This window comes from Paenibacillus sp. FSL W8-0194 (assembly GCF_037969745.1).
In the GTDB taxonomy this organism is placed as follows: Bacteria; Bacillota; Bacilli; order Paenibacillales; family Paenibacillaceae; genus Paenibacillus_AQ; species Paenibacillus_AQ cookii.
Genome location: NZ_CP150205.1, coordinates 4,763,229 through 4,775,091, shown reverse-complemented (window position 1 = coordinate 4,775,091; position 11,863 = coordinate 4,763,229). Strand labels below are relative to the sequence as shown.

General features: G+C 48.9%; 16 protein-coding genes. 14 read left to right on the top strand and 2 right to left on the bottom strand.

Going from position 1 to position 11,863, the window contains the following annotated elements; all coding sequences use genetic code 11:
* The first annotated feature begins 111 nt into the window (after positions 1 to 111).
* From MKY58_RS21775 to MKY58_RS21760, 4 genes are all read left to right on the top strand, one after another.
* The gene (locus tag MKY58_RS21775) at positions 112 to 852 is read left to right on the top strand and encodes an acetoacetate decarboxylase (protein ID WP_339322075.1); all 741 of its coding nucleotides are present in this window, start codon (positions 112 to 114) and stop codon (positions 850 to 852) included.
* 16 nt (positions 853 to 868) lie between these two features.
* Entirely contained in the window at positions 869 to 1,900 is a 1,032-nt protein-coding gene (locus tag MKY58_RS21770) for a ketopantoate reductase family protein (protein ID WP_339322074.1), read from the top strand.
* A 192-nt stretch (positions 1,901 to 2,092) separates the two neighbouring features.
* Positions 2,093 to 2,566, top strand: a complete 474-nt coding sequence (tnpA, locus tag MKY58_RS21765; RefSeq protein WP_007128375.1) for an IS200/IS605 family transposase — start codon at positions 2,093 to 2,095, stop codon at positions 2,564 to 2,566.
* Between the two features lie 239 nt (positions 2,567 to 2,805).
* The gene (locus MKY58_RS21760; RefSeq protein ID WP_339322073.1) at positions 2,806 to 4,353 is read left to right on the top strand and encodes an MFS transporter; all 1,548 of its coding nucleotides are present in this window, start codon (positions 2,806 to 2,808) and stop codon (positions 4,351 to 4,353) included.
* A gap of 71 nt (positions 4,354 to 4,424) precedes the next feature.
* Here the strand turns inward: MKY58_RS21760 and MKY58_RS21755 are convergent, their stop codons facing one another.
* Positions 4,425 to 5,222 carry a TetR/AcrR family transcriptional regulator gene (locus MKY58_RS21755; protein WP_339322072.1) on the bottom strand — a complete coding sequence of 266 codons (798 nt, stop codon included), beginning with the start codon at positions 5,220 to 5,222 and terminating at the stop codon, positions 4,425 to 4,427.
* A gap of 160 nt (positions 5,223 to 5,382) precedes the next feature.
* On the opposite strand from MKY58_RS21755, the gene MKY58_RS21750 reads away from it, so the two are divergent.
* The 4 genes from MKY58_RS21750 to MKY58_RS21735 are packed head-to-tail and all read left to right on the top strand — an operon-like array spanning position 5,383 to position 7,439.
* Entirely contained in the window at positions 5,383 to 6,123 is a 741-nt protein-coding gene (locus MKY58_RS21750) for a class I SAM-dependent methyltransferase (protein WP_339322071.1), read from the top strand.
* A 31-nt stretch (positions 6,124 to 6,154) separates the two neighbouring features.
* Positions 6,155 to 6,556: a hypothetical protein gene (locus MKY58_RS21745; RefSeq protein ID WP_339322070.1), complete on the top strand. Its 402-nt coding sequence runs from the start codon at positions 6,155 to 6,157 to the stop codon at positions 6,554 to 6,556.
* 7 nt (positions 6,557 to 6,563) lie between these two features.
* A complete protein-coding gene (locus tag MKY58_RS21740; protein WP_339322069.1) occupies positions 6,564 to 7,028 on the top strand; it encodes a hypothetical protein in 465 nt (154 codons plus the stop codon).
* A 36-nt stretch (positions 7,029 to 7,064) separates the two neighbouring features.
* A complete protein-coding gene (locus tag MKY58_RS21735; protein WP_339322068.1) occupies positions 7,065 to 7,439 on the top strand; it encodes a hypothetical protein in 375 nt (124 codons plus the stop codon).
* A 62-nt stretch (positions 7,440 to 7,501) separates the two neighbouring features.
* Here MKY58_RS21735 and MKY58_RS21730 read toward each other — a convergent pair whose 3' ends face one another.
* The gene (locus tag MKY58_RS21730) at positions 7,502 to 7,999 is read right to left on the bottom strand and encodes a GrpB family protein (RefSeq protein ID WP_339322067.1); all 498 of its coding nucleotides are present in this window, start codon (positions 7,997 to 7,999) and stop codon (positions 7,502 to 7,504) included.
* Between the two features lie 218 nt (positions 8,000 to 8,217).
* On the opposite strand from MKY58_RS21730, the gene MKY58_RS21725 reads away from it, so the two are divergent.
* The 6 genes from MKY58_RS21725 to MKY58_RS21700 all read left to right on the top strand — a co-directional run bounded on the left by MKY58_RS21725 (position 8,218) and on the right by MKY58_RS21700 (position 11,853).
* Positions 8,218 to 8,766 carry a short-chain dehydrogenase gene (locus MKY58_RS21725; RefSeq protein ID WP_339322066.1) on the top strand — a complete coding sequence of 183 codons (549 nt, stop codon included), beginning with the start codon at positions 8,218 to 8,220 and terminating at the stop codon, positions 8,764 to 8,766.
* Positions 8,767 to 8,812: 46 nt separating this feature from the next.
* On the top strand, positions 8,813 to 9,142 hold the full coding sequence (locus tag MKY58_RS21720; RefSeq protein WP_339325223.1) for a protein tyrosine phosphatase: 330 nt from the start codon (positions 8,813 to 8,815) through the stop codon (positions 9,140 to 9,142).
* Positions 9,143 to 9,411: 269 nt separating this feature from the next.
* Positions 9,412 to 9,918, top strand: a complete 507-nt coding sequence (locus MKY58_RS21715) for a GNAT family N-acetyltransferase (RefSeq protein WP_339322065.1) — start codon at positions 9,412 to 9,414, stop codon at positions 9,916 to 9,918.
* A 40-nt stretch (positions 9,919 to 9,958) separates the two neighbouring features.
* Positions 9,959 to 10,255: an antibiotic biosynthesis monooxygenase gene (locus MKY58_RS21710; RefSeq protein WP_339322064.1), complete on the top strand. Its 297-nt coding sequence runs from the start codon at positions 9,959 to 9,961 to the stop codon at positions 10,253 to 10,255.
* A 55-nt stretch (positions 10,256 to 10,310) separates the two neighbouring features.
* Positions 10,311 to 10,793, top strand: coding sequence for a GNAT family N-acetyltransferase (locus tag MKY58_RS21705; RefSeq protein ID WP_339322063.1), 483 nt, complete (start codon positions 10,311 to 10,313; stop codon positions 10,791 to 10,793).
* A 70-nt stretch (positions 10,794 to 10,863) separates the two neighbouring features.
* Complete coding sequence (locus tag MKY58_RS21700) at positions 10,864 to 11,853, top strand: serine hydrolase domain-containing protein (RefSeq protein ID WP_339322062.1); 990 nt, start codon at positions 10,864 to 10,866, stop codon at positions 11,851 to 11,853.
* Positions 11,854 to 11,863: the final 10 nt, after the last annotated feature.

Genomic DNA, 11,863 nt, shown 5'->3' with positions numbered 1-11,863 from the left:
AAATGCATTTATATTTTATTATGTATTAGATTAAATGTAAAACCGCGATGTAAAATAGGGATAGGGATCGAACAGCAGGACAGCATAAATGCAAAAGGAAGGTGCATTCAGGTGAAAAAGGATGAAGTGGTGAAGCAGTTTACGACTCCGCTTGATGCGGGGGCGTTTCCTTTAGGCCCGTATCGATTTTATCATCGCGAATATTTGAACATTTTATATAAAACGGATCTGGATAGATTGAAAAAAATCGTTCCGGAACCGTTGGAGGTTACAGAGCCGCTCGTCAGGTTCGAGATTATGAAAATGCCGGATGTGACCGGGCTTGGATCGTACACGGAGTGCGGGCAGGTCATACCGGTAAGCTTTGAAGGGGAGGAAGGCGACTACCTTCATGCCATGTATGTGGACAGCTTTCCGGCCATTGCATCCGGCAGGGAAATCGCGGCCTATCCTAAAAAGCTGGGCAAACCCAGTTTATACGTCGATTCCGACACCTTGGTAGGGCTTCTGGATTACAGCACTTTGAGGGTCGCTACGGCTACCATGGGGTATAAGCATTTCCCGATGGATCATGCGGAGGCCCTTCAAGAAATCGTAAAACCGAACTATATGCTGAAAAAAATGCCGGGGTATGACGGTTACCCCAGAATCTGCGAATTGGTCCGGAGCCAAATTACGGATATTCAAATCCTTGGCGCTTGGTCAGGCCCCGCTAGGCTGGAGCTATTCGCCCATGCGCTTGCGCCGATGGCCGATTTGCCTGTGCTGGAGGTCGTGTCGGCTTCCCATATCGTCACCGAGCTGTCGTTGGCTTCTCCAACGGTTGTGTACGACTATTTGGCCGAAAAGTAAAAAGGGGGATTTTCAAATGCGAATTGCAGTTTTAGGAGCGGGTTCATTGGGAACCATTGCCGGAGCCTACATGGCTGCGGGTGGACAAGACGTGGAGCTGATCGATGTCTATCAAGCCCATGTGGACGCGTTGAATCAATCCGGCGCAAAAATTACCGGCACGACGGATTTTCAATCCAAGGTGAAAGCCATCACTCCTGATGACATGTCCGGAACTTATGATTTGGTGTTGCTGTTAACCAAGCAGCTTTATAACGATTCCGTTCTGCAGAATTTGCTGCCGTTTTTAGGCGATGATAGCGTCGTGCTTTCCCTGCAAAACGGCATTCCTGAAGAAAAGGTGGCTTCCATTGTCGGCCGGGAACGCGTCATCGCCGGGTCGGTCGAATTTGGCGCTACGTTCATGGAACCGGGAATTTCAAGCCTTACGACAGAGTACAGCCATTTTAAAAGCTATGCTTTTCAAATCGGGGAATTAAACGGCGAACGGACGGAAAGAATACAGCGGATCAAAACGATTTTGGATCTTGTGGGGGGCACGCACATTTCCGACAACTTGGTGGGGACCAAATGGTCCAAATTGCTGATCAACAACGCGTTTAGCGGGTTATCGGCTGCGCTGAATACCGAGTTCGGCGGGGTGTTGGATCATGAGGTCAGCGTTGTCAGCGCCGCGCATATCGCGGATGAGACGATCAAAGTCGGCCATGCGAACGGCGTAACCTTTGCCCAAATGAACGGATTTGATCTGGCGTCTTTGGAAATCCACAGCGAAGAGGACCTTCCGGCACGCGTGCAAACGCTTCGGGGGTTCATGAAATCGTCGAGACGGCTCAAAGCAAGCATGCTGCAGGACCTGGAGAAAAAACGCGAGACGGAAATCGATTATATTAATGGCGTCGTACCGCGGCTTGCAAAGGGGAAAGGCATTTTGACGCCTTATAATGACATGGTCGTTCAACTGGTAAAACAAGCCGAAGCAACCCAAAGCGTACCGGATTTCGACACGAACCTTCGGTTTTTCGAACAACTAAACCATCAAAAATAATTTTGTAGTGCAAGAGGCGCGGCCCACAAGGCTGCGCCTTTTTTTGTTAGTGGCTTTAGCCAGTTGAGCTCGCGAAGCGTGCGAAACATAAAACCACCCGCTATGCGGGTGGAGGGATCGAGGGTTTGACCAACAAGACCATTCCGATAAAATTGAGATGTTCAGGCTCAATAATGAAAGGAATGGTCTTAGATGGCAAACAAGAGCTATAGTTTAGCTCACACGAAGTGGATGTGCAAGTACCACATTGTGTTCACCCCGAAGTATAGACGGAAAGAGATTTATAATCAAGTGAGGAAAGACTTAATCGAAATATTCAAACGGTTATGTAAATACAAGGGAGTGGAGATAATCGAAGGCCACATGATGCCCGATCATGTACATATGTTGGTAGCAATTCCCCCAAAAATCTCAGTATCATCATTTATGGGATACCTGAAGGGAAAAAGCTCACTCATGATATTCGAGAAGCATGCTAGCTTGAAGTATAAATATGGCAATCGAAAATTTTGGGCGGAGGGATACTACGTCAGCACAGTGGGCTTGAATGAAGCAACCGTGGCAAAATATATCCGTGAGCAAGAAGCACACGACCAAGCAATTGATAAACTGAGTGTGAAAGAGTATGAAGACCCATTCAGCAAAAACAGTAGCAAGAAGAAGTAAACCAGTTTAACTGGTAAGTGAAAGTGACAAATTACACTGAGCCTGAACAATTTTATTGTCAGGCTAGCGTCTTTAGGCGCAGTTTGGCAACAAGGGGTTATACCCCAAGAGCAAACCACCCGTTTGACGGGTGGTTCTGATTATATGCGCAGAATTTGTGTTGACCATATACTGTTTATATAATATACTGTTTTCAAAAGTTACTGTTTATATCATAAACAATAAGGAGAGGATTTATGATGAGCACTGCAACCCCCGCAACGGCCGGAGCGGCCGGCCGCAAAGAATGGATCGCGCTATGCATCCTGTGTCTCCCGCTGATGGTCGTATCGATGGACGTTTCCATTCTGTTTTTTGCCGCGCCCGCCATTGCCGCGGATTTACTGCCGACCGCCACCGAGCAATTGTGGATTTTCGACGTTTACGGCTTCATTCTCGCCGGCCTGCTCCTCACGATGGGCGCCGTCGGCGACCGGATCGGACGCCGGCGGCTGCTGATGATCGGTTCGGTCGGCTTCGCGCTTAGTTCGTTGTTTGCAGCGTATGCCCAGACGGCCGAAACCTTGATTCTCGCCCGGGCCATTCTGGGCATCGCCGGTTCGACCCTCATGCCGTCGACGCTGGCTCTTGTTCGCACGATGTTTCAAGATCCGGCGCAGCGGCTGAAGGCGATGGCCATTTGGAGCGCCGTCATGGCCGGCGGCGTCACCATCGGGCCGATTATCGGCGGCCTGCTTCTGGACTCATTCTCCTGGGGTTCCGTGTTCCTCATCAATATCCCCGCGATGGCGCTGCTGCTCGTCATTGCGCCGTTCCTGCTGCCGGAGTCCCGCAGCACGGCAAAAGTCAAGGTCGATCTACTCAGCTCCATTCTTGCTCTCGCCGCGATCCTTCCCATGACTTACGGTGTTAAGACGCTTGCGGAAGATGGCTGGGCCATCATTCCCGCCGCTTTGCTCGCAGCAGGCTTGCTCGTCGGAGTCCTGTTCGTGCGGCGTCAATGGACGATCCCCAACCCGCTGCTGGATATCCGCGCGCTGATGGAGCGGCGGACCGGCGGTTCGATTCTCGTGAACTTTATCGCTGCATTCACCCTTATGGCCAGCTCATTGATCTGTACCCAGTTTCTTCAGTCGGTTCTTGGCTATTCCCCGTTCGTCGCTTCCCTTTGGAGCGTGGCGCCTTCGATCGTGGTCGCAGCGGCGGCGCCGATTGCCGGGAAATTGTCGCAAACTTGCGGGAGACCGCGGGTGATGGCCGGGGGCTTCGTTCTGTCGGCGCTCGGCTTCGGCGTATTGTCCCAGATCCGCCTGGAAGGCTTCTCGCCGCTGGTCGTTTTACTCATTGGAGCCGGTTTGGTTGCGGCCGGAATCGTCTCCGTCATGACCCTCGTTACCGATTATGTCGTGGGCGTAGCCCCGGCTGACCGCGCCGGAGCCGTCGGCGGCCTCATCGAAACGTCCAATGAGCTCGGGGGGGCGTTCGGCATCGCGATTCTCGGCTGCGTCCTCGCCGCTGTCTACCGCCATGCGGTCACTCCGTTCCTGCCCACGGAGCTTGCGCCGGAGGCTGCCCGGGCAGCCGGGCAGACCATCGCCGGAGCATCGGCCGCCGCCCGGCATTTGCCGACGGAAGCCGCGGCTCAAATGATGAAGGCTTCCCGGGAAGCCTTCATCACCGCCATGCATGCGACCTGCATCGTTTCCGCGGTTATCCTGCTGCTCGCCACTGCAGTCACGGTCATCCTGCTCCGTGACAAGAAAAAGGCCGTCAGCACCGCCGCGTAAACTCGGCATTTTAATGAAAAAAGGCTGCTTCCAAGGATGGATTCCTGGAAGCAGCCTTTTTAGCTGCAGCTTTATGGGGCGTTGCCGCCGCCCATTTTCCGGTTCAAATATTGTTCGATCCCGTCCAGCACCCGTTCCAGTCCAAATTCCAAATCGTCGCCCACGGTGTTTTCGGCCTCTTTTTCACCCGAATAAACCCCTGACATGACGATCGGATACAAGTTCGGATATTGTTCCGGCTTGACCAGCGTACGAAGCGCCGCCGAATAATTGATGCCGCTGAACGCTTCCTCGCTCGAACCGGCCTGAACCGCCCGATCGATGTCGCGCCGGAGCATCCCGCAATTGCGGGCATAGCCGCTCAGCAGAAGAACGATCGACATTTTCTCGAAATCGTCCAGGGGCATATCCCGCAGCGGCCGGAGCGCCCAATCGACAATCCGTAGATTGTTAGGCGTGATCGGAATGCCGAGAATCGGAATATCCCCATACCATGGATGTTTCCGAAAAATAGCGACCGTTCCCAGCACATACTCGCGCATGCTCTCCCGCCATTCATGCGGAGGACGCTCCGGAGGCAGCGGAATATCGCATGCTGCATCCTGCATGAGGATGAGCAGGTCGTCTTTGCTCGGGATGTAGCGGTAGAGAGACATCGCCGTAAAGCCGAGCGCGGACGCGATCCGGTTCATCGAGACGGCGGCGAGGCCGTCCTGGTCCGCGATCTCCATCGCCTTCGACACGATCAGGTCGATGCTCATTTCCCGCTTGGGCCCCCGCTGCGGCGGCTTCACCAAACCCCAGCCGAGCGCCGCGCCTGCGGGAAGCATCTTTGCTGTTTCTTCCGGCGTCATATCGTCATTGCTCATCAGAAAGTACCCCCTCATTCGACCATAGCCGTCTTTCCTAAAAGTGTTTATAATATAAACAGTATATCACAGTTGCGCAGCTTTTTTTCGTTTTTCGGGAGGAAAACACGGTGATGAGAGCGGAATATCATCCAGAGAGCAAAGGAGGGAACCACCCGCTATGGCTTACAAAGGATCGCAATTTTACGACGACGAACAAGTGCTGAACAAATACCTTGAACGAAGGCGATGGAACGAAAACGCAAACGATACGATCGAAAAACCTGTTTTCATGGACTTAATAGGCGATGTCACAGAAAAAAACGTCTTGGACCTGGGGTGCGGCACCGCTGCATTCGGCAAAGAGCTTTTAGGGTTAGGGGCCCGTTCTTATACGGGAATCGAAGGTTCGGAGAAAATGGTCGAGCTCGCGCAGGAGACGCTGCCGGAAGTTAGCGGGAAAGTCATTCATACCGCGATTGAGGCATGGGAATTTCCTGCATCTGCTTATGACTTGGTCGTTTCGCGGCTTGTTTTACATTACATCAACGACATCGATGCCCTTTTTGGTCAGGTCTACGACACGCTTGCGCAAGACGGCGCCTTTATTTTCTCGGTAGAGCACCCCGTCATCACATCTTCCTACGGAACGGTCAAAACGGAAGGTTTGAAGCAAAGCTGGGTCGTGGACCAATATTTCCATACCGGCCCCCGGGAGCAGGATTGGCTGGGCGGAAAGGTGATCAAATACCACCGCACCATCGAGGATTATTTTGGCGGACTGCAAAAAGCGGGGTTTGTCATCGAAAGTTTGAAGGAATCCAAACCGCGGGAAGAGAACTTTCACAATCCGGAGACGTATCATCGAAGAATGAAAATTCCGTTGTTTCTGTTGATCAAAGCAAGAAAGGTTTTGGGATGATCGGTTTGCATAAAGCTGGGGAGGCGAGTTCATGGGTGAAGCATACAAATTAAACTGCGGGCGGTGCTCCTATAAGCAAGAGGTATTTTTAGGCATCGGATTTAGATACTGCAGTTTGAGCATGATTCAGGAATGGTACGAGGAAGAAGAGGGCAAAAAACGAATCGCAGAGTTTATTCAACATGAAGAGGAATCGACCTATGATTGCTTTGACGGTTTGTATGTATGCCAGTCCTGCGGTTACCTTTTAAATGCAATCTATTTGCATATGGAGTCGGCCGCCGATTCTTACACCAATCGGTATGCCTGCCCGCGCTGCTCGGCGCCCATGCCGCCAAAACCTATAGAATATATCCCTGAGGATGCCGCGCTGCATTGCCCGGATTGCCGGAAAGAGAAGTTAACCGTTCAGGCCTTTATGGATTGGGACTAAGAGAGCGATGAAAAAAATAATTTTAAGTTCTGTGGCAACGGTATTGCTGCTGATTGCGATGGTGGGCTTCATTCTGCACCGGACGGTCAATGAGGACGTATCCAGAATATGGATCAGTGTAACTGAAATACCGGGTATTTTAAAGATCGGCAAATCCCCTAACATTCCTGAATGGGAAGTACAAAAAATTATGGCCTACGACGATCATTTTACGGCTCCCACATGTACGGTGTATTTTGCAAACGGCATTGAATTGTTGCTTTCAACTGGATCGGTCGGCTTTGAAGGAATGGACGAAAACCAGATGCTTATCGGGAATGATAAATATACGGTATTTGGGAGCAAAAGGGATAAAGTGTACCAGTATCCTGAAGAAGGGGTATGGTATTCTTTAAAAACAACCAGGGGAGCGGAAGAAGAAATCATCGAGGCATATTTGAAGGCTAGGAGTGTGAAGCCGCATTCGAAGTAATGGCGCAAGGACTTTGGAAAATGGAGGCGAGGCATCGTGAAACGCATTTTGCTTTCCCTTTTTATATTCGCTTTGGTTACTGCCTGCAGTCTAAATTCATCGAAGCAGCAAGCTCTTTCGATCATTGATCGAAATTTGGATGCGATCATTTCTAACGGCAAGATTCAAGCTTCAAGCAATCCTGCCGACTATATTCACGCAAACCCGGAACGATACGGCGAAATACTAGATACGGGGAACCCAGGGGTAGATTATTTGCTACATGAATTAAAAGAAAGCCCGGACAACGGCCTGAGAGAATGGATCATCGCCAAAGCATGCGAGGACATGTTAAAGGATCAAGCTCCGGATGCCCAGTGGGCTTCCGGGAAGGAATGGCTTCGCGTCTATGAGGAAAGCAGAGGGAAATAAACCAGCAAAAGCCTAAATCATAACGGCATATTTCGGCGAAATTACATTGGCACGAGAAGCTCTTATAACCTGGTAAATTCAGGTGTTTCCATTAGCCATTCGAAGAAATCATTTTTGGCCTGACGATAAAGCTCCATGTCTTTGCCTTCGTATTTTTTCTTTAACTCATCGTATTTCTGTCTGTACCGATCATTGCTTAACAGCACATCTCTGAATTTCCAAAAAAAATCGAACTCGGAGTGAACGACGGTTAATTGAACTCCTAAAGGCGGAATCGTTGTATCATCTTTAAATGCTCTAAACGATTCGGTGTGTGTACTTCCCTCGTTAGGCGCATACAACTTTGACAATGCTTCAACTGCATGTTCAAATTCGGGGGGCTCAATGCGAACCTGAATGTCTAAATCCCCTTTCGTTAAACTGTTGGGAATTGCCGTACTTCCTACGTGTTGTACATCTGCATTGGGTAACACAGCCTTTATGATTGATCTTTGCTCCATAAACAAATGGTCAGCTTTTGTTTTAAAAGTATTGTGATCCAAAAAAGTTACAATCTCCATATATTCATACCTCGTCTTAAAAAGATGATGTAGTTTACTTGTTTTTTAATCATTATAATATCATTAACATAGAGTGACTATCTTTACGAAGGGGATATCCGCCGATTTTGATTCCGAGCAGGACATGGACGTATCTGATAAACATTTTAAGCCGCCGTTCATACATACGAACGAATCGATGTGCGGGCCGTATTTTACCGTAAAAAGGAGGAGCTAAAGTGAAACATGCATTAGTCGTAGGCGGTTCGGGAATGCTTGCTGGAGCTTCTTTATGGCTGGCTGATCAAGGGTATACGGTATCTGTCATTGGCCGAAGCCGTTCCAAGATGGAGAAGCTGACCCAGGCCAGTCCAAACATCATTCCCCTTCTGATGGATTATAATGACGAAGAATCGTTAACCGGCGAGATCCGCCGCTCTATTGCTGCCCATGGCGCCTATAACATTGTCGTTGCCTGGATTCGCGGGAATTACCCGAAAATCATCCACACCATCAGTGACGAAATCAAATCGGCTTCGGGCCGGGAGTGGAGCTTGTATCACGTTACAGGCAGCCGTTCGAACCTCGATGAAATCGCGAAAGAAATCGGCGACATACCAAATCGTACCGTTCATCAGGTTAAGCTTGGTTTCGTCATTGAAGATGAGGCATCCCGCTGGCTTACGCACGAAGAAATATCAAACGGAGTCATCAACTGCATCAAAAGCGGCGCCAAAAGAACGGTTGTAGGCACTTTGACGCCCTGGGAAAAGAGACCCGAAGGCTAATGATTAAAATAAAGGGCTTGCCCCTTGATGGGAACAGGTGACACACATTAAACTACTATTTATTTGCAGTCGCAACAAATGGCGGAGTTTAACCGCCGAGAAGATTTTCCATGGTTTTAACGGATATGAAGTTCGTTCGGCCGGAACGGAAGAAGGAGCAAGAATTAAAGTAACCGCCGGTCATGTGGGATGGGCCGATATCATTTTTGCCATGGAGAAAAAGCATGTTCGAAGGCTAAGGGATAGATTTTCTAGCGAATGCTCGGGCAAGCGGTTGATTTGCCTGAACATTCCGGATGATTTTGAGTTTATGGACGAAGAGTTGATCGAGATATTAAAAGAGAGGGTCTCCGGGTATATTGAAGTTCCCGAGTAGCCGGCTTTTTTTTAAAACCAACCGAAAGCGAAACAAAATGGATGCATCGTTTATTTCTTGGCCCGCGGAATCCGCGGCTTTTTTATTAGGATACAAACTTCTATGAAATAAAGGTAAAATCAGGATATCCATGGAATTCATCTGACAAGGGAGGAAATGCCTCCATGGAAAAGATGCACCCAAATTCTGTATATGGGAAAGGTTTATGAGTAAGTCAATGCCGGGCGGAACGGCCGTGTAATTCAAAGAAAAAGGGTGATGTCGTGAATATGAACGTTGAGATAAAACCGATAGGTTATCATGAAAAGGAAATATTGAGACGTTTACTCGAATTTTACTTATACGAGCTGAGCATATATACGGATCAGATCGAAATGAATGAACACGGCATCTTTGGTTATCGTTATTTAGATCATTATTGGACCGAGAAAGACAGATATCCTTTTTTTATTTTTGGGGATGCAAAACTGGCGGGATTTATGTTGGTTCGAAAGTTTGATTACAGCGGGAACGAAGATTATAAATGGCTGATGTCGGAATTTTTCGTTTTGAAAAAATATCAAAAGCGCGGAATTGGACGCAGCGCTGCGTATCAGGTCTTCGATTCCTTTTTTGGCCCGTGGATTGTTGCTCAAATCGAAACTAACGAAACATCCCGCCATTTTTGGAAACGAGTCATTTCCGAGTACACGGCGGGCAACTACATCGAGTCAAAACTAGGGTCTCAACCGGCACAAGAGTTTATATCGAATAATACAAGCGGAATAAAGCTGTGAGAGAGCCAAAAGAGTATCCTTCAAGGAGCGTGTACCCAAAATGATTTTAGAAGTCGCGATGCTTAACGTCATCCAAGGCAAGGAGCAAGAGTTCGAAGACAGTTTTCGCCAGGCATCCAAAATAATCTCCGGCATGAAGGGGTATATCGGCCATGAACTCCAAAAATGCCTCGAAGAAAACAATAAATATATATTGCTGGTCAGATGGGAAACGCTTGAAGACCACACGGTCGGCTTCAGACAGTCGCGAGAATATTTGGAGTGGAAAAGGCTGCTTCATCATTTTTACGATCCGTTTCCAACGGTTGAACATTATGAAAACATTGAACTAGAATAACATCAATGCAGCAAAAGGCATTAAAACTACGCCATGGAAAGGAGAATCGCGAGCCATGTTTACTTCACGCAGAGTCCAGAAAGAAGATTTTAAAATCATCGCCTCTTTTCCTCAAAACCAAGACGAACAGTTTTATATGTTTCCGCGGGGAACGTTTCCGCTTGATCCGGTACATTTGGAAGAGGTCGCGAAGGAAAGGGTGCATCGGACCGTCATTTTGAGCGGGGAAGAGATTGCAGGCTATTGCAATTTGTATGATGTGGAGGCGGACAGCCGCTGCTGGCTTGGGAACGTGATCATCAACCCGGGTTACCGGGGACGGGGAGCCGGGAAGTTTTTGCTGGATACGATGCTTACGACCGTCAGGGACGAGCTGCGTTTGCCTGAACTGCACCTGATTTGTCACAACCCGAATACGGCGGCGCTCAAATTTTACCATAAAAACGGCTTTATCCCTTATGGCCTCAAAGAAATGGTCGACTACAACGAACAGCCGATTGTTGGTATTTTGATGAAAAAATATTGCGAGCCATGTTGAAAGATAGGATCGAAGCAAACCAAACGAAACTCATCGAGGAAATACGAACCAATTCGAAAGAGGTGATCACTTGTTCGAACGCATCGAGGAAATCATCGAAAATTACCAGCGGGAACATCTGTTATCCGGCAACGTATTCATTTCCAAAGAAGGCAAAGAAGTGTTCAGCAAATCCTATGGCCATGCCAGTATGCAGCTAAACGTCCCGAACGGGATCGACACCAAATTCCACATTGCTTCCGTCACGAAAATGTTTATTGCCGCCGCGGCACTTAAGCTGTACGAACAAGGGCGGATTGATTTGGATCAGCATCCGGGAGCATACGTTGAGAAGTTTAAGGGCCTTCATCCGGACATCACGATCCATCACTTGCTGAGTCATTCCTCCGGGCTGCAGGACATTTACGCGGTGCCCGACTTGCGTTTGGAAATGAGCCGATGGAAGGCGGAGAAGCGGGATTTTATCGACTATTTCATCCAGCTGGAGCAGCAATTCAAACCGGGTGAGCGATGGGCGTACAGCAGCACCGGTTTCATTATGCTCGGATACATTTTGGAAGCATTGACGGGGATGGCATATGAGGAAGTTTTGGACTCATGGTTCTTTTCGCCTTTACATATGGAATCTACCGGAGCGGATAACCCGCGAAACATCAACCCGGGACGTGCATACGGACATGCTTTGGAGAGCGAAAAAATAACCAATGCAGACAATGATAAGTTAAGCGATGTTGATGCGCCGGGAGAGCTTTATTCAACCGTTCGCGATTTGGACCGATGGTGCCAGGCTTTGTTCAGCGGGGAGCTGCTCAAGCAAGAGACGATGGATAAGATGCTTACGCCGTATTATACTACGTCATTTGATCCGAATTTGAGTTACGGGTACGGTTGGTTTTTGAGACCTGATATTCGTTTGATCGGCGGCGGCACGCCGGGATTCCGCTCCGAAATTTGGCATGATCCTGCAAATGATTTAAGGGTGATTATGCTGTGGAATTACGAAAAGGTCGATTCGCATCAATTATTCCGTCTGATTAGGCCGGTGCTACTAGAAGCTTAGTTAAACGCAA

Excerpts from the sequence above, each read along its gene's own strand:
- MKY58_RS21715 (WP_339322065.1), top strand. The coding sequence starts at position 9,412 with ATGAACGTTGAGATAAAACCGATAGGTTATCATGAAAAGGAAATATTG.
- MKY58_RS21745 (WP_339322070.1), top strand. The coding sequence starts at position 6,155 with ATGGGTGAAGCATACAAATTAAACTGCGGGCGGTGCTCCTATAAGCAA.
- MKY58_RS21770 (WP_339322074.1), top strand. The coding sequence starts at position 869 with ATGCGAATTGCAGTTTTAGGAGCGGGTTCATTGGGAACCATTGCCGGA.
- tnpA (WP_007128375.1), top strand. The coding sequence starts at position 2,093 with ATGGCAAACAAGAGCTATAGTTTAGCTCACACGAAGTGGATGTGCAAG.
- MKY58_RS21750 (WP_339322071.1), top strand. The coding sequence starts at position 5,383 with ATGGCTTACAAAGGATCGCAATTTTACGACGACGAACAAGTGCTGAAC.
- MKY58_RS21705 (WP_339322063.1), top strand. The coding sequence starts at position 10,311 with ATGTTTACTTCACGCAGAGTCCAGAAAGAAGATTTTAAAATCATCGCC.
- MKY58_RS21760 (WP_339322073.1), top strand. The coding sequence starts at position 2,806 with ATGAGCACTGCAACCCCCGCAACGGCCGGAGCGGCCGGCCGCAAAGAA.
- MKY58_RS21730 (WP_339322067.1), bottom strand. The coding sequence starts at position 7,999 with ATGGAGATTGTAACTTTTTTGGATCACAATACTTTTAAAACAAAAGCT.
- MKY58_RS21710 (WP_339322064.1), top strand. The coding sequence starts at position 9,959 with ATGATTTTAGAAGTCGCGATGCTTAACGTCATCCAAGGCAAGGAGCAA.
- MKY58_RS21740 (WP_339322069.1), top strand. The coding sequence starts at position 6,564 with ATGAAAAAAATAATTTTAAGTTCTGTGGCAACGGTATTGCTGCTGATT.
- MKY58_RS21755 (WP_339322072.1), bottom strand. The coding sequence starts at position 5,222 with ATGAGCAATGACGATATGACGCCGGAAGAAACAGCAAAGATGCTTCCC.